Source organism: Amycolatopsis sp. cmx-4-61 (assembly GCF_046548775.1).
Lineage (GTDB): Bacteria > Actinomycetota > Actinomycetes > Mycobacteriales > Pseudonocardiaceae > Amycolatopsis.
In genome coordinates this window covers 65,731-88,670 of the sequence record NZ_JAEBEI010000008.1, presented here as the reverse complement: position 1 = coordinate 88,670, position 22,940 = coordinate 65,731, and the positions used below count along the sequence as shown (strand labels likewise).

Genomic DNA, 22,940 nt, shown 5'->3' with positions numbered 1-22,940 from the left:
CTGGGAAACTCACTCCTTGGCTTCGGCGGGAGCGGCGAGCTCCGCCACGAGGTCCGCGACGATCTCGGAGGGCGTCCGGTCGTCGGTGACGATCTCGACGGTGGCGACCTCGCGGTAGACGGGCACCCGTTCGTCGAGCAGTTTCTTGAAGGTGGCGCGGGGGTTCACCCCGGCCAGCAGCGGCCGCGCACTCGAGAGGCCGGTGCGCTGCACACCCGCCGCGAGGCCGACGTTGAGGAACACGACGGTGTGCTCGGCCAGCCGGGCCCGGGTGGCCGGGGTGAGCGGGGCGCCGCCGCCGAGGGAGAGCACGCCCTCGTGCTCGGCGAGCGCCGTGGCGACCGCTTCCGCTTCCAGCGCGCGGAAAGCGGGTTCGCCGTCGTCGGCGAAGATGTCGGAGATGCTGCGCCCGGTGCGCGCGACGATGTCGTCGTCACTGTCCCGGAACGCGACGCCGAGCGCGGCGGCCAGCAGCGGCCCGACCGTGCTCTTGCCCGAGCCGGGCGGGCCGACGATCACCGCGCGCGGGCTCACCACCGCTCCTCGAGGGCCTTGAGGTACGCCTCGGCGTTGCGCTTGCTCTCGGCGAGGGAGTCGCCGCCGAACTTCTCCAGGGCGGCGTCGGCGAGGACCAGCGCCACGACGGACTCCAGCACGACCCCGGCGCGGGGCACCGCGCAGACGTCGGACCGCTGGTGGATGGCCACCGCCGGCTCGCCGGTCTTGACGTCCACTGTGGACAGTGCTTTGGGGACGGTCGAGATCGGCTTCATGGCCACGCGCACGCGCAGCGGCTCGCCGTTGGTGATCCCGCCTTCCAGGCCGCCCGCGCGGTTGGACCGGCGCGTGACGCCGACCGGGCCGGAGCCGCGGTCGATCTCGTCGTGCGCCTGGCTGCCCCAGCGGCGTGCGGTGGTGAAGCCGTCACCGACCTCGACGCCCTTCATCGCCTGGACGCCCATCAGCGCGCCGGCCAGCCGCGCGTCGAGGCGGCGGTCCCAGTGGACGTGCGAGCCGAGGCCGGGCGGGAGGCCGTAGGCGAGGACCTCGATGACGCCGCCGACGGTGTCGCCGGCTTTGCGGACCGCGTCCACCTCGGCGACCATCGCGTCGGTGCCTTCCTGGCTGAAGGCGCGGACCGGGCTCTCGTCGATGGCGGGCAGGTCCCCCGGCTGCGGGAGCGGGCCTTCCGGGGCGTCGGCGCCGCCAATGGAGACGACGTGGCTCAAGATTTCGACGTCGAGCAGCTGCTTGAGGAAGTTGCGGGCGACGGTGCCGAGCGCGGTCCGCGACGCCGTCTCGCGGGCGCTGGCGCGCTCGAGGACCGGGCGGGCCTCGTCGAAGCCGTACTTCTGCATGCCGGGCAGGTCGGCGTGGCCGGGGCGCGGCCGGGTGAGCGGTTCGTTGCGCGCGAGGCCCTCGAGCACCTGGGGGTCGACCGGGTCGGCCGCCATGACCTGCTCCCACTTGGGCCACTCGGCGTTCTCGATGTGCACCGCGACCGGGCCGCCCTGGGTGAGACCGTGGCGGACGCCGCCGAGGAACTCGATGTGGTCGGTCTCGAAGCCCATCCGCGGGCTGCGGCCGAAGCCGAGGCGGCGCCGGGCCAGCTGCTCGGTGACGTCGGCGGTGGTGACGGCAACGCCCGCGGGCATCCCTTCGAGCACGGCGGCCAGCGCGGGTCCGTGCGATTCACCTGCGGTGATCCAGCGCAACATGGGCTCAATCCTGTCACGGCCACGGCGCGGGCCGGGACATGCCTCCGGTGATCCGGCAGCGGGGAAGAGCCGGGCGGTCGGTTCCCGTACCCGGAGGGTCGGCCCGCGTACCCAGACGGACGACTCGCGTACCCGAAGGGTCGACACGCGTGACTGGAGGGTCGACACGCGTGATTGAAGGGTCGACACGGCGGCTGCGCCCGTGTCGGCTCCCCAATCACGCGTGTCGGCTCCCCAATCACGTGTGTCGGCTCCCCAATCACGCGTGTCGGCTTCTCGATCACGGGAGTGGGTGGCTCATCCGGGGCCCCCTGCGGCCCGGATGAGCCACCGGGCTCAGAGGGTCAGCCGAAGCAGGGGCAGGCCGTTGCCCGCGCGGATCTCCAGGGCCGCGAGGTCCGACTGCCGCAGGGCCGTGCCGATGGACAGGCGGGCCGTGTCGTCCGGGATCGCCTTCCACGTGGCCAGTTCCGTCTCCGTCCCGGTGCGCGAGATCGCCACCAGGAGGTACTCGCCGCCGCTGCGGCCGCCCGTGTAGCTGCACGACATGTCGACCCGGGTGCCCCAGTCGAACGCCGCCAGGCGGGCGTCCGCGCGGACCGGGAACTGGCCCAGTGCCGTCATCGCCACCCCGGGAGGCGGCGGACCGGACGCCGGCGCCGAGGCCACCACCGCCAGCGCCACGCAGGCCGACACCGCCAGCGCGGCCGACGCGGAAGTCACCGCGAGCCGGATCCGGCGGCCGCGCCGGACCCGCCGGAGCACCGCCGGCAGCAGGTCGGGCGGGGGCGGGCCGGCGTCGGGCAGCGAAACGGGCGTGTCCACCCTGGCCAGGAGCCCGGGCAGGCCCGCCAGCTCGCGCACCGACGCCGCGCAGCGGTCGCACGTGCGCAGGTGCTCCTCGAAGCGCTGCCGGTCCTCGGGGGCGAGCGCCCCGAGCACGTACGCGGCGTCGAACGTCGCGAAGGGGTCTTCGCTCACTGGGTCACTCCCCTCTCCTCGAGCACCAGGCGCAGCGCCCGCAACGCGTAGTGCGTGCGCGACTTGACCGTCCCTTCGGCCACCCCGAGCTTCCGCGCCGCGTCCGCCACCGAATAGCCCTGGAAGTAACACAGGACCAGCACCTCGCGGTGCCGTTCCGACAGTTCGGCCAGCGCCTCGGCGACCAGCCAGCCCTGCACCGCGCGGTCGGTGCCGTCGGCGACCGCGCGGTCCGGCGGCCGGTCGGTCGGCACCTCCGACCGCGCCGACGCCGACCGCCAGCCGTCGATGGCGATCCGCCGGGCGACCGTGAACAGCCACGCCCGCGCCGAGCCCTGCGACTGGTCCAGCACCGACGGCGACCGCCAGGCCCGCAGCAGCGTCTCCTGGACGACGTCCTCGGCCCGGATCCGGTCACCCGAGGTCAGGTGCAGCGCGTAGGACCACAGCGCGCCCGCGTGGTCCTCGTGCAGCGCGCGCATGAGTGCCTCTTCGGCGACTTCTCCCACGAATTCAGGCCGCGACCCGGCGCCGGTCCTTCACGAACAGCAGCGCGAGACCGCCGACGATGCAGACCGCCTCCGTGATGACACCCCAGTACTCCGGGCCGCTGTTGAACTGGTCGTGGTTGCCGGCGAACCCGACCGTCGCGGCCAGCACGTACGCGCCGAGCGTCAGCGCGCCGAAGCCCACCGCGCCCAGCGCCGGCAGCCAGTGCCGCCAGGCCAGGACCGCGATCGCCAGCACGAGCCCGGCGATCGCGTCGAGCAGGAACAACGGGCCCACGATGCCCGGGTAGTCCTCGGTCCACAGGACGTAGTGCACCGCCGCCGAGCCGAACAGCGCGACCGCCACGACGATGCGTAGCACCCAACTCACCATGATCGTTCCTCCACTCCACACCCACTCCGGTAGATACACGGAACAGGGGGCGATCCGGTTCACCGGGAATTGAACCGAACGGGTGGCGATCTCGTTGATATGGGCATGACAGCCGAACTGCACTCCCGCCGCACCGTCCTGTCCACCGGTGCCGCCGTCGCCGGTGCCGCCGTCGGCGCCGTCGCGCTCACCGCCTGTTCCTCGGAGCCGGGCGGCAAATCGGGCACCGCGCAGGCGCCGATCGCCGCCGGGACGCCGCTGGTCGCGCTCGCCGACGTCCCGGTCGGGCAGGCGAAGGCCGCCAAGGCCCCGGACGGTTCCGACGTCATCGTGGCCCGGCCGTCCGAGTCGGCCGCCGCCGCGTTCAGCGCCGTGTGCACGCACCAGGGCTGCACCGTCACCCCGAAGGGCGCCGACCTAGTCTGCCCCTGCCACGGTTCGGTGTTCAACGCGCTCACCGGCGAGGTCAAGCAGGGCCCGGCGAACAAGCCGCTGCCGAGCGTGCCGGTCAAGGTCGAGAACGGGAAGGTCGTCACCGGCTGACGAGCCGGGCGCACGCGAAGGGCCCTTGTGGACGGTCGTCCGCAAGGGCCCTTCGCGTGCCTTTCGGGGGTCCGGGGGCGAAGCCCCGGTTGTCACCAGCGTGACAGAAGCGGCTCAGGCGTCCCAGGCGAACAGCCGCTCGCCGGCGGTGACCGCGCGCTCGGTGTCCAAACCGGACAAAACCTCCGCCGAGGCGTCCAGGGCGACGACCGGGACGATCGCCGAGTAGCCCGCCGCGGTCACCGCCTCCGGGTCCCAGCTGACGATCGGCTGGCCGGCCCGCACCTGCTCGCCCTTGACGACGTGCAGCGTGAAGCCCTCGCCCTTCTCCTTGACCGTGTCGATGCCCAGGTGGACCAGCACGGCCTTGCCGTCCTCGGTGGCCACGACGTAGGCGTGCGGGTGCAGCGTCGCGACCGTGCCGTCGACGGGCGCGACCGCGTCCGAGCGCCCGCCCGACGGCTGCACCGCGATGCCCGGGCCCACCATGGCCTGCGCGAACACCGGGTCCGGGACCTCGGTGATCGGCACCACGCGCCCGGCGACCGGGCTGAGCACCTCGAGGCTCACAGCAGGTCCTCGATGTCGCTGGCGATCGTGTCCGCCTCCGGCCCGACGATCACCTGCAGGGCCGTCGACCCCAGCTTCACCACGCCCATCGCACCGGCCTTCTTCAGCGCCCCCTCGTCGACGAGGCTCATGTCCTCGACCTCGCAGCGCAGCCGCGTGATGCAGCCTTCGACCTCGGTGAGGTTGTCCGCGCCGCCGAGTGCCGCGAGGATCTTTTCGGGCCTGTCATCCGCCATCGCGGTCTCCTTGCTCACTGTTTGTTCCCAACCTGACGCGAACCGCGTGTCCACCTGTACTACGCCGATCGTCGGCATGCACCCCGCCGCGGGCCACGAACGGATAACGGTGGTTGACACCCGTCCGCACGGCGGAGCATCCTGCCCCATCAGATCATTGGTCTAGACCGGAACGTACCAATGTTCCGGGCCGGACGCGAGCACCGGTCCCCGGTGGCGCGAGAACGAGGAGGGTGACGCCGATGAGCGCGGCCGCGCACGTCCCGCCGCCCGACAAGGTTGTCAACGGGCCCACGCCCAAGCACGCCCAGCTGCGGGAAATCCTCCGCCGCACGGTGGAGCGCGAGCTCCCGCCGGGTGCGCCGATCCCGTCGGAACGCGAGCTGGCCCAGCGCTACGGCGTGTCGCGGCTCACGGTCCGGTCGGCGATCGGCAAGCTGGTCGAAGAGGGCCTGCTCGCCCGGGTCCGCGGGAAGGGTACGTTCACCGCGGCCCGGCGGATGGAGCTGCAGCTCTACCTGATGTCGTTCACCGACGACATGCGGAGGCGGGGGCTGACCCCGACGACCGAGGTGGTCTCCGCGGCCACCGCGGTGCCGCCCACCGCCTCGGCACACGCCCTCGGCCTGGCCGAGGGCGCTTCCGCGCACCACCTGGTGCGGCTGCGCCACGCCGACGGCGTGCCACTGGCCGTCGAGCGCGGTTGGTACCACGCGGGCCGGGCCCCCGGCCTGCTCGGGCTCGACCTGACCCAGTCCATCTACGCGCAGCTGGCCGAGACGTACGGTGTGCGTCCGGACCGGGCGTGGCAGACGGTCTGGGCCGAAGGTGCGGACCGCGAGACGGCCCGGCTGCTCGGCATGCGCGCCGGCAGCCCGCTGCTCGTGTTCCGGCGGGTCTCCAGCGCGAACGGCGACCCCATCGAAGACATCACGTCCTGGTACCGGGGAGATCACTACCAGGTGACCATGCAGTTGGACCGGAACACCCCGGAGCCCGGTCAAGCACCCCACTATGGAGGAACCAGATGAGCACCACCACCGCGGAGGGGGCGAAGAAGAGCGGCGGCGGCCTCGCCGGTCTTCAGCGCTTCGGCCGCAGCCTGATGCTGCCGATCGCCACGCTGCCGGCCGCCGGCCTGCTGCTGCGCCTCGGCCAGGACGACCTGCTCGGCAAGGACGGGCTGGGCTGGGACAAGGTCGCCGCGGTGCTCAGCGCGGGCGGCGGCGCGCTGTTCAACTGGCTGCCGCTGCTGTTCGCGGTCGGCATCGCGGTCGGCTTCGCCCGCAAGGGCGACGGCTCGACCGGTGTCGCGGCCGTCGTCGGCTTCTTCGTGTTCACCAGCGTCATCCAGGTCTTCGCCCCGCTGAAGGACCTGCCGGGCTACAAGCCCACCGGCGGGTTCGAGCTCGCCCCGATCAAGTGGCCCTACAGCGTGCTCGCCGGCGTGGTCGTCGGCCTGGTCGCCGCGGTGCTGTGGCAGCGCTACCACCGCATCAAGCTGCCCGCCTACCTGGCGTTCTTCGGCGGCCGCCGGTTCGTGCCGATCATCACGGCGTTCACGCTGCTGATCCTCGGCGTGATCTTCGGCCTGCTGTTCAAATACGTCAACACGGGCATCGAGAACGTCGGCGACGCGGTCACCTCCTCGCCGGTCGTCGGTGGCGGCATCTACGGCGCCCTGAACCGCCTGCTCATCCCGATCGGTCTCCACCAGCTGATCAACGTGCCGGTGTGGTTCATCTTCAAGGGCGGTGACATCACCAACTTCTTCAACGGCGACCCGAACGCCGGTGCGTTCACCACGGGCTTCTTCCCGATCTTCATGTTCGCGCTGCCCGCGGCGGCGCTGGCGATCTGGCAGACCGCCCGCCCGGCGCAGAAGAAGATCGTCGGCGGTGTGATGATCTCCGCGGCACTGACCTCGTTCCTCACCGGCGTGACCGAGCCGATCGAGTTCTCGTTCATGTTCGTCGCGTGGCCGCTGTACATCTTCCACGCGATCATGACCGGGTTGTCGCTGGCGATCGCCAACCTGCTGAACGCGCACCTGAGCTTCTCGTTCTCGGCCGGGGCGATCGACTTCGCGTTGAACTTCAACGCGAAGGCGGCCCACAACGTGTGGATCCTGCTCCTGATGGGCGCGGTCTACGCGATCATCTACTACTTCGTGTTCCGGTTCGCCATCATCAAGTGGAACCTGCGGACCCCGGGCCGCGAGGACGACTCGATCGAGTCGGACCTCGAGGCGACCGCCGCGAAGTAACATCACCACCGACGGGACAGGCTCCCCGACGGACAAGCACTGAGAGGACGAACATGCCGGAGAAACGCGTCGCCGTGGCCAGCAAGGTGGGGCTGCACGCCCGGCCGGCCGCGCTGGTGGCGAAGGCGGCCGCGGCGCAGCCCGTCGCGGTGCAGATCGCCAAGGCCGGCGGGGACCCGGTGGCCGCCGGCAGCGTGCTCAACCTGATGACGCTGGCCGCCGGCTACGGCGACGAGGTCGTCATCAGCGCCGAGGGCGAGGGTGCCGAGGAGGCCGTGGAAGCGGTCGCCCGGCTGGTCGCCACCGACCTCGACGCCTGAGGTCGCGAAACCCGCGAAGGCCTCCGCACCGGTCCCCGACACCGGTGCGGAGGCCTTCGTTTCGTAGGGTGGGCGCATGGAGAGCCTGCGCCTGATCGACGAGTGGCCGGTGGACAACGCCGCGACGGCCGTGGTGTCCGCCGACGGGACGGTCCGGGGCCGGCACGGCGACACCGGGCGGGCGTTCCGGCTGGCCTCGGTCACCAAGCCGCTGACCGCGTACGCCGCGTTGATCGCGGTCGAGGAAGGCGTCGTCGAACTCGACACCCCGGCCGGGCCCGAGGGCTCGACCGTGCGGCACCTGCTGGCCCACACCTCGGGCCTGGCCTTCGACGCGCACAAGGCGATGGCCGCGCCGGGCACCCGGCGGCTGTACTCCAACGCCGGGTTCGAGCAGCTGGCCGACGCGCTGGCCGAGCACTCCGGCATCCCGTTCGCGCAGTACCAGGCCGAGGCGCTGTTCGGCCCGCTCGGCATGACTTCGACCACGCTGGATGGCTCGCCCGCGTCCGGCGCGGTGTCCACTGTGGACGACCTGGCCGCGTTCGCCGCCGAGCTGCAGGCACCGAAGCTGCTGGACCCGGCCACCGTGGCCGAGGCGACGACCGTCGTGTTCCCCGGGCTGTCGGGCGTGCTGCCCGGCTTCGGCCACCAGAAGCCCAACGACTGGGGCCTCGGCTTCGAGATCCGCGACCACAAGAGCCCGCACTGGACCGGCGCGAAGAGCTCACCCCGGACGTTCGGCCACTTCGGCCAGTCGGGCACGTTCCTCTGGGTCGACCCGGCCGCGGGGGCGGCCTGCGTCGCGCTGACCGACCGCGCGTTCGGCCCGTGGGCGGCCAAAGCCTGGCCGCCCTACACCGACGCCGTCCTGGCGGAACTGGGGGCGTGAAGCGGGCCTTCCTCGCCGCTTTCCTGCTGCCCGCCGCCCGCAGCGCACCCCCGGCCGCACCCGCCCGCCCGCACCCGCACCGCCCGCACCGGCGCCGACCCGCCGATCCCGCAGGACCCTCGACGGCACGCTCGACCTCGTCGCGAACGCCACCGGGAAACCGGGCCAGGAACGGGAGCCGGTGGACGTGCGGGCCGACGTCGCGGGCGCGCAGCAGCAGGAACTGGACCAGATATTCGCGGTCCGCGCGGCTGCCGGGCCGAAGTGTGCCTCGCCGCGGGCGATCCGAAGCGGAAGTTCGCGGGGATCTTCGCCCACGGCCCGCGACGGCGGCGGAACTCGGGGACGGCCGGGTGCTCGTGGTGGACGGTTACGGCCACACGTCGCTGGACGTCCCGAGCTCGTGCGCCTCGGCGGCCGTGCTGCGGTACCTGGCCGAGTTGGCCGTGCCGCCGGCGGGGACGGCCTGCGCCCGGACACGTCCCGTTCCTCTGACCCGGTGGTGGGGGAAAAACCGGGTGCCGGCGCGGTTTCTCACTCACGGCCCGCCGCGGCGGGCCGATCAGCCGAACGGACCCGGCGAGCAGGGTCCAAAGACCCTGCCGCGGTACCGGGCCGGGTGGTGTCATCGAAGGGTGCAGGCCCGCCGCAGGGCCGGTGCGGGGACCTCGGGCCCCGGCGGGCCGCACGCCTTCTCCACCCGCTGAGCGTCACTCCATGACGCGGATCGGTTGCCCCGCCTGGTAGGCGGCGATGTCCTCGACCGCGTCCCCGTAGAAGATTTCGTAGACCTCCCGCGCGACGAACCCGATGTGCGGGGTCAGCACCGCGTTGTCCAGTGTCCTCAGCGGATGGTCGGCCGGCAGCGGCTCGGTGTCGTAGACGTCCAGCGCGGCGGCGCGGATCTCCTTGCGCCGCAACGCGTCCACCAGCGCCGCTTCGTCGACGATCGGGCCGCGCGAGGTGTTCACCAGCAGGGCCGTCGGCTTCATCGCGGCGAGCTCGGCCGCCCCGACCAGCCCGCGCGTGCGCTCGCTGAGCACCAGGTGGACGGACAGCACGTCCGAGCGCGCGAACAGCTCGTCCTTGGTCACCGCGGTGACGCCGTGGGGGTCCGCCTTCTCCTGCGTCAGGTGCTGGCTCCAGGCGATCGTCTCCATCCCGAAGGCCTGCCCGATCTTCGCCGCGCCCGCGCCGAGCCTGCCGAGGCCGAGCAGGCCGAGGGTCTTGCCGTGCAGCATGGTGCCGACACCGGTCTGCCAGCCGCCCTCGCGCATGGACCGGAACTCCTGCGGCAGGTTCCGCGACGCCGCGAGGATCAGCGCCCACGTGTGCTCGGCGGTCGGCTGCCCGAGATAACCGGTGGCGGACACGACGACGCCGTTGCGCCGCGCGGCGGCCACGTCGATGGCCGCGTTCCGCTGGCCCGTGCTGACCAGCAGCTTCAGGTCGGGGAGGGCGTCGAGCACCTCGGCGGGAAAGCGGGTGCGCTCGCGCATCGCGACCACCGCTTCGAAGCCCTGCAACTGCGTGACGGCGTCGGTCAGGGGCTCGGTGAAGACCGTGATGTCGGCCTGGAGGGATGCCCAGTCGCCGAAGGTGAGGGCGACGTTCTGGTAGTCGTCGAGGATCGCTATCCGCATGGAGGTCACCGTATCCGGGCCGGAGCGCCGCCGCGGGGTGACGCCACTCTCTTGAACGTGTTCAAAAAGGCGGCTACCTTGTTCTTGAACACGTTCAAAACTGAAGGAACCCATGGACCCGATCGTGCTCGCCTACGCGCTCTACCTGCTGCTCAGCATCCCGTTGACCGTGCTCGTCGCCCGGACGCTGAGCAAGCACGGCCGCACCTTCCTCACCGAGGTCTTCACCGACAGCCCCGGCCTGGCCACCGCCGTCAACCAGCTGCTGGTGGTCGGCTTCTACCTGGTCAGCCTCGGCTTCGTGACGCTCTTTCTGACCAGCAACAGCTCCGTCGTCACCGCCCGCGAGGTGTTCGAAATGCTGTCGGTCAAGATCGGCACGGTGGCGCTCGTCCTCGGCGTCATGCACCTGTTCAACGTCCTGGTCTTCAACGGCATCCGGCGCCGCCACCTGGCCCCGAAGCCGGCCCCGGTGTTCGTCGCCCACCCGGGCGTGCCGCAGGCCCCGCCGTTCCCGCAGCCCTGACGGCGCTAACGTGCAGCGCGTGGCCAAGAGCGAGGAAACGCGGTCCCTGATCGTCACGACCGCCATGCGGCTGTTCGCCGAGAACGGCTACGACCGCACGACGATGCGCGCGATCGCCGCCGAGGCGGGCGTGTCGGTGGGGAACGCCTACTACTACTTCTCGTCGAAGGAACAGCTGATCCAGGGCTTCTACGACGAGATGGCCGCGCAGCACCAGGCGGCGGCCCGGCGGCTGCTGGCGGACGAGAGCGGCTTCGCGGCCCGCCTCAAAGCCGTGCTGCTGTGCTGGCTCGACGTCACCGAGCCCTACCACCGCTTCGGCACGCAGTTCTTCGTCAACGCGGCCGACCCGGAGTCGCCGCTGAGCCCGTTCAGCGACGACTCCTCGGCCGCCCGCGAGGCGTCGATCGGCCTCATGCGCGAGGTCGTCGAGGGATCCGACCTGAAGCTGGACCCGGAACTGCGCACCCAGCTGCCGGAACTGCTCTGGCTTTACCAGATGGGCGTGGTGCTGTTCTGGGTCCACGACCGCTCGGCCGGCACGAAACGCAGCCGGCTGCTGGTGGAGCGCAGCGTCCCGCTGCTGGCCCGGCTGGCCGCGCTCTCCCGGCTGCGGGTGTTCCGCCCGGTCAGCCGGGAGATCGCCGGCCTGATCCACGACCTGGCCAAAAAGGATTGACGCCGGTCACTCCCGGCGGGAAACCACTTCGGTGGCCCCGTTCTTGCTGAACGCGGCCCACAGGTTGAACCCGATGATCGCCACTCCGGCGATCAGCCACAGCCAGATGAACCCGCCGGACTTGTTCGCGTTGACGAATCCGAAGACGAGGATGGCCACCCCGAAGATGGCACCGAACACCGCCATCGGTTTCGACGGCTTCACGTTGAAAGACGACATTCACCCACCCCTGTTCAGTGAAAGTCAGGACTGCCGGGTGGGTGCCCGGAATCACCCGGCGGCAAACCCGTCCCGCTCGGCCCGCGCGCGGGCGAGGATCTCCTCGACCACCTCCGTCTTCGCGTCGGCGTAGTGCTGGATGTACTTCCACTCCCTTGCGGCGAGTTCACGCTTCTTCGCCGCGTACAGTTCCAGCTCCTCCGGGTGCGAGCGCAGGCGGTCGCGGAAGAGGCGGTAGCGCGGCGTCTGGCCGTTGCCCGGCGAGTGGACGTGCAGGTTGATGTTCGTGTCCGGGCCCTTGAAGCAGCGGTGCTTCTCCCAATCCGGCTCGCGGATGACGAGCCGGTAGCCCGCCGCTTCCAGGTCGGGGACGTAGGCGTCCTCGTCGTCGGAGTCGGGTACCTCCAGGAGGATGTCGACGATCGGCTTGGCGCACAGGCCCGGCACCGAAGTCGAGCCGACGTGCTCCAGCACGAGCACCCGCTCCCCCAGCGCCCGGCGGATCCGCTCGGCTTCCCGCTCGAAGAGCGCGGGCCACCGCGGGTCGTAGTCGGCGAGCGTGACGGTCGAGTTGAGCTGCGGCGCTTCGCCGACCCACGCACCCTGGACTTCTTCGTCGCTCAAGGCGTCTTGACCGGTCATTCCGGTGAACCCCCTTCTTTTGGGCAGTCCACCAGGATATCGAAGCCCCGCAACGGGTTTTTCAGCCGATCGGCAGGGGCAGCAGGTTCCCGGTCGCTTCGCGCAGCGCGTCCCGCATCGCCGCCCGCGGGGCCGGGCGGCCCGTGAAGTGCTCGGCCTGGCCGAACGCCTGGTGCAGCAGCATGTCCAGCCCGGTCGCCAGGCGGCCGCCGCGCGCTGCGACCGCTTCGGCGAGCGGCGTCGGCCACGGGTGGTAGATGACGTCGAGGACGTGCGCGATCGCCGCGAGCTCGCCCACGTGCGGGACGACCGCGTCCGGCGGGACCGTGTTCACCAGCACCGCCGCGGACCCCAAGGCCGCGAAGTCCGTGTCCGCCCACCGCAGGACGTCGACGTCGAGCGCGGCCCGCTTCGCCGCGTCCAGGGTTTCGCCGGCCCGGGCCGGTTCGCGCACGACCAGCTGCACCTCCCGCACGCCCAGGGCGGCGAGCCCGACGACCGCCGCCGCCGCGGTGCCGCCCGCGCCGAGCACGACCGCGGTGTCCCCGGCGGACGGCTCGTAGCCGCCCGCGGCCCGCAGCGCGCCGGTGACACCGTCGACGTCGGTGCAGTCCGCCAGCCAGCCCCGCGCGGTGCGGACCAGCGTGTTGGCCGCGCCCACGGCGGCCGCGCGCGGCGTCACCTCGTCCGCGTGGTCCAGCGCCGCGCGCTTGCCCGGCATGGTGACCGAGAACCCGGCCCACTCCGGGCCGAGGCCGTCGAGAAGTCCCGGCAGTTCCTCGGCGCTCGTCTCGATCCGCTCGTAGGTCCAGCCGGTCAGGCCGAGCGCGGCGAACGCGGCGCCGTGCAGCACCGGCGACAGCGAGTGCGCCACCGGCTTGCCCAGCACCGCGGCCTTGCGCGGCTCAGAAGACGCCACGCTGCTGAGCCAGCTTGACGTTGGCCTTGTGCTCGTCGAACGAAACCGCGAAGCAGGACAGGCCGTTCTTCTCGCACTTGACGAAGTACAACCAGTCGCCGTCCGGCGGCTTCACCGCCGCCTTGATCGCGTCCGGGCTCGGCACCGCGATCGGCGTCGGGGTGAGGCCGGTGTTCCGGTAGGTGTTGTACGCCCCGGCCCGGTCCCGGTCGTTGTCGTTGGTCGCCAGCGTCGGCCGGTCCAGCACGTAGTTGACCGTGGAGTCCATCTGCAGCCGCATGGCGGGGGTGGCCTTCAGCCGGTTGTAGATGACCCGCGAAAGCTTGCCGAAGTCGGCCTTCACCGCCTCGCGTTCGATGATCGAGGCGATGATCAGCGTCTGGTACGGCGTCATGCCGGGACCGGTCGTCTGCGGGGTCAGCCCGGCGTTCTGGATCGCCTCGGCCGAGCTGTGCACCAGCTGCCCGAGGATCTCCTGCGCGGTGGACCCCGGCTTGACGTCGTAGACGCCGGGTGCGATGAGGCCCTCGAGCCTGCGGTCCTTGCGATCGGCCTTGTTCGCGGGCTCGACCGCCCAGTCCGGCACGCCGAGCTGCTTGAGGTCCGCGGTGTCCACGACCTTGCGCAGGTCGTCGGCCGAGACGCAGGTGCTCTTGCCGTTGAGCTGGGCGCACGACGCCTTCGCCATCAGGCTGTACACGCCGGGGGTGACCTTGCCGTCGGGCTGGGTGATGTCGTCGAACTGCGTGTACGGCCGGATTTCCAGCTGGCCGACGCGCGAAGCCGCGTCGGTGATCCGGTCGACCGCGCTGGCCCCGGACATGTGCGACTTCATCACGTAGAAGCCGTGCTGGACCCGGGCGAGCTTCGCGTTGCCCTCGCCGGCCTTCACGAACGCCTTGCTACTCGCGACGATGCCCGCGGTGGTGAGCTTCTGGCCGATCGCCGACGTCGTGTCGCCGTCGTCGACCTGGAACACGACGTCGTCGGTGCCGGCGCCGTCGAAGTCGTCGTAGCCGAAGAACTTGTTGAAGCCGTACCAGGCGCCGCCCGCGAGCAGGGCGATCACCGCGATCGCGGCGACCCAGCCCAGGGCGCGCTTGCCCTTCTTCTTCCGCGGCTTTTCCGGCTCTTCGTCGTAGTCGTCGTACTCCTCGTCGTACCCGGAATCGTCGTACCCGGCCTCGTCGTAGTCCTCGTACTCGCCGTACTCGTCGTAGTCCGCGTACTCGTCGTTCTCGGCGAAGAGCTCGGGCTCCTCCTTCGGCGCGCGCGACGGTTCGGCCGGCGGCAGCGGCGCCAGCGCCGGCAGGACGTCGGTCACCGGCTCCTCGCGCACCGGCGGGCGGCGGCGGGGCTCGGCGCCGGGCTCGGGCACACCGGCGGAACGGTCACCCGGCTGGGCGGACCGCCGCGGCTCGCGACGGGGGTCCGCGTCCGGCTCCGGAGCCGCCCGTCGCCGTCGCGGATCGGCGGCGTCGGGCGCGGACCGGCGACGGCCCGGCGGGGCTGCGTCCGCGGGTTCGGGTGCCGGACCCCGCCGGCCCGGTGCGGGCTCGGCCGCGTCGGGATCGGCACGGCGGCGCCGCGCGGGCGCCGGTTCGATCCGCTCGGGTGCGGCGCGCCGGGGCAGCCTGTCCTCGGCCTCGTCGGGGTCCGGGGCCGCGCGCCGCCGGGGCGACCGGGCCGCCGGCTCGCCGGCGTCCGGGGCCGCGCGCCGGGGTGGTCTGACCTCGGCTTCGTCGGGGTCGGGAGCGGTGCGCCGCCGGGGCGGCCGGGCCTCGGCCTCGTCGGGGTCCGGGGCTGCGCGCCGCCGGCGGGGGGCCGGCTGGTCGATCTCGGAGCCCTCGTCGAGGCCGTGGCGAGCGCGGGCCGCGCGGGCCGGGGCGGCGCGGCGCTCGTGCGGGTCGAGGTCGCCGTCGGCCGGCGGCAGGGTGCCGGGCGGCTCGAGGCGGCGACGGCCGGGCGGCGCGGCGCGGCGCGGGTCGTAGCCCGGCGGCTCCTCGCGGTGGGCCCGGCGGGAGGGCTGGGGCAGGTCGTACTCGCCGCTGGGGGCCTGGCCGCGGCGCGGCGGCAGCTCGTGCTGCCCGCTCGGCGTGCGGCGCGGTTCCGCGGCCCGCGGGTCGCGCGGGTCGACGCGGCGCGGCGCGGGCCGGGACGGCGGCGGGGTGGCCTCGTCCGGTTCGCGCAGGCGACGGCGCCCGCGCTCGGGCGGCTGCTCGTTCATCGGTCTCCCTCCCGGGCGCGGTGCGCAGCGGCGGCGTCGATCCAGGCCTGCAGGATCTCGACGGCGGCGGCCTGGTCGACCACCGCGCGCTGCTTGCGGCCTTTGACCCCGCGCTGGGAGAGGATGCGGGATGCGGTGACCGTGGTCAGCCGCTCGTCGCCCAGCCGGACCGGCACGGGCGCGATCCGCCCGGCCAGACGCTCAGAATACGCGATGGCCAGCTCGGCCGCCGGGCCCTGGCGGTTGGCCAGCGTGCGCGGCAGGCCCACGATCACCTCGACCACCTCGTGTTCGGTGACGAGGGCGGCCAGCTGGTCCAGATCACTGTCGTCGGTCGCATCGCGGGAGAGGGTAACCAATGGCGACGCCAGCATCGGGGCCGGATCGCTCAGCGCCACGCCGACCCGGACGGATCCGACATCCACGCCGAGCCGGCGGCCCCGGCCCGGATCGCCCACGCCGGGACGGTCCGGGCCGCGGTTTCCGCGGTTAACCAATGCCGGCAATCGCCGAGCGCAGGGCCGTGACCGCGTCGGCCGCGCCGGCCGGGTTGGTGCCACCGCCCTGGGCCATGTCGGGCTTGCCGCCGCCCCGGCCGCCGATCTTCTCGGCGAACGACGGCACGAGCTTGCCCGCGGCGATGCCCTTGTCCTGGGCCGCCTTGGTCGTCGCGACGACGAAGCTCAGCTTCTCCCCGGCCGGGGAGAACAGGGCCACCACGCCGGGCCGCGCGCCGAGCCGGCCGCGGATGTCGGAGGCGAGCGCGCGCAGGCCGTTGCCGTCGACGTCCGGGACGACCTCGGCCACCACGGTCACGCCGCCGATCTCCTGCGCCTTGTCCACCAGCGCGCCCGCCGAGCCCAGCACCTGCTGGGTCTTCAGCTGCGCGATCTCCTTCTCGGCGTTCTTGAGCCGGGTGAGGACGTCGTCGATGCGGCCCGGCAGCTGGTCCGACGGCACCTTGAAGGTGTTCGCCAGCTGGGAGACCAGCAGCTGCTCCTTGCGGACGTACTTCAGCGCGTCGGTGCCGACGAGCGCCTCGACGCGGTGCACCCCCGAGCCGATGGAGGCGTCGGAGACCAGCTTGACCAGGCCGAGCTGGCCGATCCGGTCGACGTGCGTGCCACCGCAGAGCTCGCGGGAGTAGTCGCCCATGTCGACCACGCGGACGTCGTTGCCGTACTTCTCGCCGAACAGCGCGACCGCGCCCAGCTCGAGGGCCTTGTCCTTGGTCGTGGTGTAGCTCTGCACCTCGACGTTGGTCTGGAGGTAGTCGTTGACCTCCTGCTCGACCTCGGTCAGCACGTCGGACGACACCGAACCCGGGGTGGTGAAGTCGAACCGCATGCGGCCCGGGGAGTTCAGCGACCCCGCCTGCGCCGCGCGCTTGCCGTACGCGCCGCGGACGGCCGCGTGCACGAGGTGCGTGGCGGAGTGCGAGCGCTCGATGGACAACCGGCGGTGCGCGTCGACCGAGCCGGTGACCTTGGAGTCCAGACCGACCTCGCCGTCGACGACCTCGACGCGGTGCACGTACAGGCCGGGCACGATCTTCTGGACGTCCAGCACCTTCAGCTCGACGCCGTCGCCGAGCAGCACGCCGGTGTCGGCGACCTGGCCACCGCTTTCGGCGTAGAACGGCGTCCGGTCCAGGACCAGCTCCGCCTTCTTGCCCGCCGAGACGCTGCGGACCGGCCGGCCGTCCTCGAGCAGGGCGACGACCTTGGCCTCGGCCTGCAGGTCGGTGTAGCCGAGGAACTCGGTCTCGCCGTGCTGCTCCAGGACCTTGCGGTACTCCGAGAGGTCGCCGTGGCCGGTCTTGCGGGCCGCCGCGTCCGCCTTCGCGCGCTTGCGCTGCTCGTCCATGAGCGTGCGGAAGCCCTCTTCGTCGACGGTCAGGCCCTGCTCGGCCGCCATTTCGAGGGTGAGGTCGATCGGGAAGCCGTAGGTGTCGTGCAGCTGGAACGCCTTGTCCCCGGCCAGCACGTCCCCGCCGCCGCGCTTGGTTTCCTCGGCCGCGAGGTCGAAGATGCGCGAACCACTCGTCAGGGTCGAGAGGAAGGCCTCCTCCTCGATCCGGACGACCTCGTTGATCCGGTCGAACCCGGAGACGAGCTCGGGGTAGGTCGGGCCCATCGTGTCGCGGACGACCGCCGCGAACGCCTGCAGCACCGGCTCGTGCACGCCCAGCAGGCGCGAGGAGCGGATGATGCGGCGCAGGAGGCGGCGCAGCACGTAGCCGCGGCCGTCGTTGCCCGGGGTGACGCCGTCGCCGATCAGCATGACGCCGGTGCGGGCGTGGTCGGCGATGACGCGGAAGCGGACGTCGTCGGCGTGGTTGCTGCCGTAGCGGCGGCCGGAGAACTCCTCCGCGCGGCCGATCACTGGGCGCACGAGGTCGGTTTCGTAGACGTTCTCGACGCCCTGCAGGATCGTCGCGACGCGCTCGACGCCCATGCCGGTGTCGATGTTCTTCTTCGGCAGCTCGCCGATCGGCGGGTGCCCGAGCTTGGGGCTCAGATCGCCGCGGACGTCCTGCATGAAGACGAGGTTCCAGATCTCGATGTAGCGGTCCTCGTCGGCGACCGGGCCGCCTTCGCGGCCGTACGCCGGGCCGCGGTCGTAGTAGATCTCCGAGCACGGGCCGCCGGGACCGGGCACGCCCATGTCCCAGTAGTTGTCCTTGCCGTCGCGGGCCTGGATGCGCTCGCCGGGCAGGCCGGTGAGCTTGCGCCAGAGGCCGGCCGCTTCGGAGTCGTCGTTGTAGACGGTCGCCCAGATGCGGTCCGGGTCGAGGCCGAAGCCGCCTTCGCTCTGGGGCTTGGTGATCAGCTCCCAGGCTGCCTCGATGGCGCCTTCCTTGAAGTAGTCGCCGAAGGAGAAGTTGCCGGCCATCTGGAAGAACGTGTTGTGCCGGGTGGTCTTGCCGACCTCGTCGATGTCCGGCGTGCGCACGCACTTCTGCACGGAGGTCGCGCGCGGGTACGGCGGCGGCGCCTCACCGAGGAAGTACGGCTTGAACTGGACCATGCCGGCGTTGACGAACAGCAGGTTCGGGTCGTCGAGGATCAGCGGCGCGCTGGGCACGCGCGTGTGGCCCCGGCCTTCGAAATGGCGCAGGAAACGATCGGTGATTTCGTGTGTGTCCACGGGTCAGTCCTTGTGCTGGTGGTGCAGAACGGGTCGGCGGCTCGGCTCCGGCGGAGGGGTTCCGGGCAGGCCCGGATCAGCCCTCCGCCCGGCGAGCTCGCCGGACCGGGCGCCGGGCGGCGGCGTGCCGTCCCTCGGCGCGGGGCGCCGTGACGCCCGCCCGCTCCTCGACCATGTCGTGCAACTCCTGCTCCCGCTCGTTCATGCCCGCGCGCACCTCCGCACCGAACGAACCCACGGCGCCCGCCAGCTCGCGCACGGCGTCCCCCAGGTTCAATGCTAACCCGGCCGGAGTGGCCTGACGAGCGGTTTCGGCGGCCTTGCGGGAGAGCACGACGCCGGTGACGACGCCGACGCCGAGCCAGAACAGCCGCTTCATTTCCCGGCCTTCCTGGCGGCCTTCAGTGCGCTCTTCTTCTTGCGCGCCTTGACCGCCTTGGACAGCCCGTAGGACAGCGCCGCGGTCTTGACCAGCGGGCCGCCCAGGGTCGCGGTGAACACCGACGCCAGCGCGGAGACGTTGCCGGTGACCGCCTGCGCGTTCGCGGTGATCCCGTCGACCCGCTCGAGCTGGGTGTTGACGTGCGTGATCGTCTCGTTCGCGCCGATCAGCAGCGGATCGGTGTTGCTGTTGGTGCGCTCGATCGCCTCGGTGGCCGCGTCCAGCGTCTTGCCGAGCTTGATCAGCGGGATCGCCAGCAGGACGACCAGCACCACGAATGCTCCTGCGGCGATCAACGCGGCGATCTGCCCTGCCGACACGGGCCCTCCTCGGTTCAGGGGTCGGGATGCCGCCTGAGGTTACCGCCTGGCCGGGTCCCCGACCGTGTCACCCCGCCGCGGCCGCCCCGAGCGCCCCCATGGGGCCTTCGGGCGCTCGGGGCGGGCGGGTCAGGAACCTTTCAGCACTGCCCGGTAGAGCGCGGCCATGTCCTCGTCGCCGTGCCCGGCCTCGACCGCCGCCTCCAAGTGGGCCAGGACCGCCTTCGCCCCCGCCACGTCGACGTCGTCGCCCGCGGCTTCCACCACCAGGCGGGCGTCCTTCGCCGCCAGGCCCGCGGGGAACGACGGCGGGAACTCGCCCGCCAGCATCGCGCCGCCCTTCGCGTGCGCGTAGCCGACGTCCAGGCCGCCGCCCTTGATCGTCTCCAGGAACAGCTGCGGATCGAGGCCGAGTGCGCGGGCCAGGCCGAGGCTCTCCGCCGTCGCGTTCGTCAGGGCCAGCACCCACGCGTTCATCACCAGCTTCAGCCGGCTGCCCCGGCCGGCCGGGCCCAGCCAGACCGTGCGCATGCCGACCGCGTCGAACACCGGCGTCGCCGCCGGCCGGGACTCCTCCGGGCCCGAGCCCAGGACCAGCAACTGGGCCTGTTCCGCGGGCCGGCGCGTGCCGAGCACCGGCGCGTCGACGAACACCACCCCCGCCTTCTCCGCCAGCGCGGCGAGGCGGTCGGTCCACTCGAGACCGACCGTGCTCATCTGCAGCCACAACGTCCCCGAAGCAGGCGAAGCGGCCTCGAAGGCCGAAGCGACCGCGGGGCCGTCGGCGAGCATCGTCACGAGGACGTCCGCGCCCTCGGCCGCGGCGGACGGCGAATCGGCGACCCCGGCGATCTCCGACAGGGGCTCGGCCTTCGCCCGGGTCCGGTTCCAGACCCGTACGTCGAGGCCCGCCTTGGCGATGTTGGCCGCCATCGGGGCGCCCATGATCCCGGTTCCGAGAAACGCGACAGTCATGCCGCCATCGTGACGCAGCCCCGCCGCGGCCGCGCGCTCAGTAGTCGCCCAGCAGGCAGAACGGGTGGCCCGCCGGATCGGCGTAGACGCGCCAGCCGCGGCCGCCGAGGTCGGGGTCGAGCAGCCGGCCGCCGTGCGCCAGGACGACGTGGTGCGACTCCCGGAAGTCGTCGACCTCGAAGTCGAGGTGGAACTGCTGCGGGAAGGTCGGGTCGGGCCAGCTCGGCGGCCGGTGGTCCGGTGCCCGCTGGAAGCCCAGCACCGTCCCGTTCACGTGCAGCGTCGACCAGTCCTCGTCCACCCGCCACCGGGGGTCGGGGCGATCCACCTCGCCGCCGAGCAGAGCCTGGTAGAAGCGGGCGAGCACCAGCGGTTCCGGACAGTCCAGGACGATGCACTGCAGCGTCGCGGGCACGGGCACGCCTCCTGCCGTCGTGGGGCCCTCCCCTGTCCGGGCCGCCTCGAAGGGGGAAGTTTACGAACTCCGATGATCTTGCCCGCCCCGGGCCGCACTCCGGGCGAACGGCGTTCGACCGGGGCCCGGCCCCGAGGCCGGTCACTGCCCGCGGATCGTCCGCCGCAGCTTGGGGACGCGCTCGGCGAGCGTCCGCTCGGCCCCGCGCTGGCTGGGCTCGTAGTAGTCGCGGCCGACCAGTTCGTCCGGCGGGTACTGCTGCGCCAGCACGCCCTCCGGCACGTCGTGCGGGTACCGGTAGCCCTGCGCGTTGCCCAGCTTCTTCGCTCCCGCGTAGTGCCCGTCCCGCAGGTGCGGCGGCACCGTGCCGGCCAGGCCCGCGCGGACGTCCGCCAGCGCCGCGTCGATGCCCTTGACCACCGCGTTGGACTTCGGCGCCGTCGCCAGGTGCACGGTCGCCTGCGCGAGCGCCAGCCTGCCCTCCGGCATGCCGATGAACTGGACCGCGTGCGCGGCCGCGACCGCCGACTGCAGCGCCGTCGGGTCGGCCATCCCGATGTCCTCGCTGGCGTGCACGACCAGCCGCCGGGCGAGGAAGCGCGGGTCCTCCCCCGCCTCGATCATCCGGGCCAGGTAGTGCAGCGCGGCGTCCACATCGGACCCGCGGATCGACTTGATGAACGCGCTGATGACGTCGTAGTGCTGGTCGCCGTCGCGGTCGTAGCGCACCGCGGCCTTGTCCACAGTGGACTCGACGGTGGCCAGGTCGATGGTCTTCGCCTCGGTGGCCGACGCCGCGTCCGCCGCCGCTTCCAGTGCGGTGAGCGCGCGGCGCGCGTCCCCGCCCGCGAGCCGGACGAGGTGGGCCCGCGCGTCCTCGGTCAGCGTCAGCTCGCCGCCCAGGCCGCGCTCGTCGGCGAGCGCGCGCTCGATCAGCTCCGTGATGTCCGCGTCGGTCAGCGGCCGCAGCTGCAGCACCAGCGACCGCGACAGCAGCGGGGACACGACGGCGAACGACGGGTTCTCGGTCGTCGCCGCGACGAGCAGCACCGTGCGGTCCTCGACCGCACCGAGCAGCGCGTCCTGCTGGGTCTTGGAGAACCGGTGCACCTCGTCGATGAACAGCACGGTGTTCTCGGCGTTGTACTGGCGCCGCCGCCGCGCCTCCTCGATGACGCCGCGCACTTCCTTGACGCCCGCCGAGAGCGCGGACATCGCGACGAACCGGCGCCCGGTCGCGATCGACACCAGGTTGGCCAGCGTCGTCTTGCCCGTGCCGGGCGGGCCGTAGAGCAGCACCGACGCCGGCGCGGCCCCTTCGACCAGCCGCCGCAGCGGCGCCCCTTCACGCAGCAGGTGCTGCTGGCCGACGACCTCGTCGAGCGAACGCGGCCGCATCCGCACGGCCAGCGGCGAACTCGCCGGGTCCGCCTGCGGTTCCACGCCCGCGTTCGCCCCCGTGCGCTCCGGCGGCGGCGCGATGTCGGCGTTCACGGTGAAGAGCTCGTCCTGTGCCACACCGATGACGTTAACCGACCCCACCGACAGAACCACTTGCCCCGGTCCCTGCCCCGGCGCTACCGTCGTGATGACTGGTTGACCAGATTTGCGATCTCGGTCAACCAGTCAAACCCTCAATGAACCCGCAGGTGGAGCCGCATGAGCCATCCCAACCGCGAACGCGCCGACCGGATCCTGGACGCGGCGGGCGAGCTGCTGCTGCGCATGGGCTACCGGAAGGTCGCCGTGGACGACATCGCCCGCGCGGTCGGCATCGGCAAGGGCACCGTCTACCTGCACTGGCGCAACAAGGAACTGCTGTTCAAGGCGCTGTTGATGCGCGAGTCGGCCGACCTCACCGACGCGGTGCTGGCCGGGATCGAGGCCGATCCGGCGATGATCCTGCCGCACCGGATGATCCCCGGGTCGTTCCTGCTCACGCACCGCCGTCCGCTCGTGATGGCGATGCTGCGCGGCAACGCCGAAATGTTCGGCGCGCTCGGCGACCTCGACCTGCACAAGAAGCAGGACGAGCTGCGCGCGCACTTCGAGGAGGCGATGCTGCGGCACGGGCTGATCCGCTCGGACGTGCCGCACCTGAGCTACGCGCTCAGCGCTTCGACCCTCGGCTTCTACCTGGGCGACACGCTTTCGGGCGAATTCGAGGGCATTCCCCTCGACGAGAAGGCGGAGGTGCTCGCCCACCTGATCCGCACCGCGTTCGAGCCGCCCGGTGAGCCCGATCCCGCGGCGGTCGCGGAGGTGGCGGCGGAGCTGGGCTCGGCGCTCGAGGAGCTCGTCTCGAGCTACCGGAAGGGGATCTACGCACACGATCCCACCACGGCCTCCGGCTGAGCCGGGGCCACACCGGGGAA

The 22,940-nt window shown here is 72.2% G+C and carries 27 protein-coding genes and 1 pseudogene; 9 read left to right on the top strand and 19 right to left on the bottom strand.

Going from position 1 to position 22,940, the window contains the following annotated elements:
• Positions 1-9: 9 nt before the first annotated feature.
• The 5 genes from ACLJOU_RS23245 to ACLJOU_RS23225 all read right to left on the bottom strand — a co-directional run bounded on the left by ACLJOU_RS23245 (position 10) and on the right by ACLJOU_RS23225 (position 3,581).
• Entirely contained in the window at positions 10-534 is a 525-nt protein-coding gene (locus tag ACLJOU_RS23245) for a shikimate kinase (RefSeq protein WP_410569849.1), read from the bottom strand.
• Positions 531-1,718, bottom strand: coding sequence for a chorismate synthase (gene aroC, locus ACLJOU_RS23240; protein ID WP_410569847.1), 1,188 nt, complete (start codon positions 1,716-1,718; stop codon positions 531-533). Before aroC ends, ACLJOU_RS23245 begins: the two co-directional genes overlap by 4 nt.
• A gap of 336 nt (positions 1,719-2,054) precedes the next feature.
• The gene (locus ACLJOU_RS23235; protein WP_410569846.1) at positions 2,055-2,699 is read right to left on the bottom strand and encodes an anti-sigma factor family protein; all 645 of its coding nucleotides are present in this window, start codon (positions 2,697-2,699) and stop codon (positions 2,055-2,057) included.
• Complete coding sequence (locus tag ACLJOU_RS23230; RefSeq protein ID WP_410569845.1) at positions 2,696-3,181, bottom strand: sigma-70 family RNA polymerase sigma factor; 486 nt, start codon at positions 3,179-3,181, stop codon at positions 2,696-2,698. Before ACLJOU_RS23230 ends, ACLJOU_RS23235 begins: the two co-directional genes overlap by 4 nt.
• A gap of 31 nt (positions 3,182-3,212) precedes the next feature.
• The gene (locus ACLJOU_RS23225) at positions 3,213-3,581 is read right to left on the bottom strand and encodes a hypothetical protein (protein ID WP_410569843.1); all 369 of its coding nucleotides are present in this window, start codon (positions 3,579-3,581) and stop codon (positions 3,213-3,215) included.
• A gap of 105 nt (positions 3,582-3,686) precedes the next feature.
• On the opposite strand from ACLJOU_RS23225, the gene ACLJOU_RS23220 reads away from it, so the two are divergent.
• Positions 3,687-4,124, top strand: a complete 438-nt coding sequence (locus tag ACLJOU_RS23220; RefSeq protein ID WP_410569841.1) for a ubiquinol-cytochrome c reductase iron-sulfur subunit — start codon at positions 3,687-3,689, stop codon at positions 4,122-4,124.
• Positions 4,125-4,238: 114 nt separating this feature from the next.
• Here ACLJOU_RS23220 and ACLJOU_RS23215 read toward each other — a convergent pair whose 3' ends face one another.
• Both ACLJOU_RS23215 and ACLJOU_RS23210 read right to left on the bottom strand, forming a co-directional pair.
• Complete coding sequence (locus tag ACLJOU_RS23215; protein WP_410569840.1) at positions 4,239-4,694, bottom strand: PTS glucose transporter subunit IIA; 456 nt, start codon at positions 4,692-4,694, stop codon at positions 4,239-4,241.
• Positions 4,691-5,008 carry a glucose PTS transporter subunit EIIB gene (locus tag ACLJOU_RS23210; protein WP_410569839.1) on the bottom strand — a complete coding sequence of 106 codons (318 nt, stop codon included), beginning with the start codon at positions 5,006-5,008 and terminating at the stop codon, positions 4,691-4,693. The genes ACLJOU_RS23215 and ACLJOU_RS23210 overlap by 4 nt, the downstream gene beginning before the upstream one ends.
• 164 nt (positions 5,009-5,172) lie before the next feature.
• On the opposite strand from ACLJOU_RS23210, the gene ACLJOU_RS23205 reads away from it, so the two are divergent.
• The 5 genes from ACLJOU_RS23205 (at position 5,173) to ACLJOU_RS23185 (ending at position 9,115) form a co-directional block, all read left to right on the top strand.
• Positions 5,173-5,961 (top strand): GntR family transcriptional regulator, encoded by a 789-nt coding sequence (locus ACLJOU_RS23205; protein WP_410569837.1) that lies wholly within the window; start codon positions 5,173-5,175, stop codon positions 5,959-5,961.
• On the top strand, positions 5,958-7,196 hold the full coding sequence (locus tag ACLJOU_RS23200) for a PTS transporter subunit EIIC (RefSeq protein ID WP_410569835.1): 1,239 nt from the start codon (positions 5,958-5,960) through the stop codon (positions 7,194-7,196). The genes ACLJOU_RS23205 and ACLJOU_RS23200 overlap by 4 nt, the downstream gene beginning before the upstream one ends.
• 53 nt (positions 7,197-7,249) lie before the next feature.
• Positions 7,250-7,516: an HPr family phosphocarrier protein gene (locus ACLJOU_RS23195; protein ID WP_410569834.1), complete on the top strand. Its 267-nt coding sequence runs from the start codon at positions 7,250-7,252 to the stop codon at positions 7,514-7,516.
• 76 nt (positions 7,517-7,592) lie between these two features.
• Complete coding sequence (locus ACLJOU_RS23190; protein ID WP_410569833.1) at positions 7,593-8,408, top strand: serine hydrolase domain-containing protein; 816 nt, start codon at positions 7,593-7,595, stop codon at positions 8,406-8,408.
• Positions 8,348-9,115, top strand: coding sequence for an alpha/beta hydrolase (locus ACLJOU_RS23185; protein WP_410569831.1), 768 nt, complete (start codon positions 8,348-8,350; stop codon positions 9,113-9,115). Before ACLJOU_RS23190 ends, ACLJOU_RS23185 begins: the two co-directional genes overlap by 61 nt.
• Before the next feature lie 3 nt (positions 9,116-9,118).
• On the opposite strand, the gene ACLJOU_RS23180 is transcribed toward ACLJOU_RS23185, so the two are convergent.
• Entirely contained in the window at positions 9,119-10,051 is a 933-nt protein-coding gene (locus ACLJOU_RS23180) for a D-2-hydroxyacid dehydrogenase family protein (RefSeq protein ID WP_410569829.1), read from the bottom strand.
• Between the two features lie 112 nt (positions 10,052-10,163).
• On the opposite strand from ACLJOU_RS23180, the gene ACLJOU_RS23175 reads away from it, so the two are divergent.
• Together ACLJOU_RS23175 and ACLJOU_RS23170 are read left to right on the top strand one after the other, a co-directional pair.
• Entirely contained in the window at positions 10,164-10,577 is a 414-nt protein-coding gene (locus ACLJOU_RS23175; RefSeq protein WP_410569827.1) for a hypothetical protein, read from the top strand.
• A 19-nt stretch (positions 10,578-10,596) separates the two neighbouring features.
• Positions 10,597-11,256 (top strand): TetR family transcriptional regulator, encoded by a 660-nt coding sequence (locus ACLJOU_RS23170; RefSeq protein WP_410569826.1) that lies wholly within the window; start codon positions 10,597-10,599, stop codon positions 11,254-11,256.
• A 6-nt stretch (positions 11,257-11,262) separates the two neighbouring features.
• Here the strand turns inward: ACLJOU_RS23170 and ACLJOU_RS23165 are convergent, their stop codons facing one another.
• The 11 genes and pseudogenes from ACLJOU_RS23165 to ACLJOU_RS23115 form a co-directional block, all read right to left on the bottom strand.
• The gene (locus ACLJOU_RS23165) at positions 11,263-11,475 is read right to left on the bottom strand and encodes a hypothetical protein (RefSeq protein WP_410569824.1); all 213 of its coding nucleotides are present in this window, start codon (positions 11,473-11,475) and stop codon (positions 11,263-11,265) included.
• A 60-nt stretch (positions 11,476-11,535) separates the two neighbouring features.
• Positions 11,536-12,117 (bottom strand): annotated as a pseudogene (locus ACLJOU_RS23160) (GrpB family protein); the annotation flags it as partial.
• 61 nt (positions 12,118-12,178) lie between these two features.
• The gene (locus ACLJOU_RS23155; RefSeq protein WP_410570279.1) at positions 12,179-13,006 is read right to left on the bottom strand and encodes a shikimate dehydrogenase; all 828 of its coding nucleotides are present in this window, start codon (positions 13,004-13,006) and stop codon (positions 12,179-12,181) included.
• A 16-nt stretch (positions 13,007-13,022) separates the two neighbouring features.
• On the bottom strand, positions 13,023-15,263 hold the full coding sequence (mltG, locus tag ACLJOU_RS23150; protein WP_410569823.1) for an endolytic transglycosylase MltG: 2,241 nt from the start codon (positions 15,261-15,263) through the stop codon (positions 13,023-13,025).
• Positions 15,260-15,721 carry a Holliday junction resolvase RuvX gene (gene ruvX, locus ACLJOU_RS23145; RefSeq protein WP_103350558.1) on the bottom strand — a complete coding sequence of 154 codons (462 nt, stop codon included), beginning with the start codon at positions 15,719-15,721 and terminating at the stop codon, positions 15,260-15,262. The genes mltG and ruvX overlap by 4 nt, the downstream gene beginning before the upstream one ends.
• A 31-nt stretch (positions 15,722-15,752) precedes the next feature.
• The gene (gene alaS, locus ACLJOU_RS23140) at positions 15,753-18,413 is read right to left on the bottom strand and encodes an alanine--tRNA ligase (RefSeq protein WP_410569821.1); all 2,661 of its coding nucleotides are present in this window, start codon (positions 18,411-18,413) and stop codon (positions 15,753-15,755) included.
• Between the two features lie 76 nt (positions 18,414-18,489).
• The gene (locus ACLJOU_RS23135; RefSeq protein ID WP_410569820.1) at positions 18,490-18,792 is read right to left on the bottom strand and encodes a hypothetical protein; all 303 of its coding nucleotides are present in this window, start codon (positions 18,790-18,792) and stop codon (positions 18,490-18,492) included.
• Entirely contained in the window at positions 18,789-19,175 is a 387-nt protein-coding gene (locus ACLJOU_RS23130; RefSeq protein WP_410569819.1) for a DUF948 domain-containing protein, read from the bottom strand. The genes ACLJOU_RS23135 and ACLJOU_RS23130 overlap by 4 nt, the downstream gene beginning before the upstream one ends.
• A 129-nt stretch (positions 19,176-19,304) precedes the next feature.
• Positions 19,305-20,150, bottom strand: coding sequence for an NAD(P)-dependent oxidoreductase (locus tag ACLJOU_RS23125; protein WP_410569817.1), 846 nt, complete (start codon positions 20,148-20,150; stop codon positions 19,305-19,307).
• Positions 20,151-20,187: 37 nt separating this feature from the next.
• A complete protein-coding gene (locus tag ACLJOU_RS23120) occupies positions 20,188-20,565 on the bottom strand; it encodes a VOC family protein (protein WP_410569815.1) in 378 nt (125 codons plus the stop codon).
• Positions 20,566-20,706: 141 nt separating this feature from the next.
• A complete protein-coding gene (locus ACLJOU_RS23115) occupies positions 20,707-22,083 on the bottom strand; it encodes a replication-associated recombination protein A (RefSeq protein WP_410569814.1) in 1,377 nt (458 codons plus the stop codon).
• A gap of 141 nt (positions 22,084-22,224) precedes the next feature.
• On the opposite strand from ACLJOU_RS23115, the gene ACLJOU_RS23110 reads away from it, so the two are divergent.
• Positions 22,225-22,920 carry a TetR/AcrR family transcriptional regulator gene (locus ACLJOU_RS23110; protein ID WP_410569812.1) on the top strand — a complete coding sequence of 232 codons (696 nt, stop codon included), beginning with the start codon at positions 22,225-22,227 and terminating at the stop codon, positions 22,918-22,920.
• Positions 22,921-22,940 lie beyond the last annotated feature (20 nt).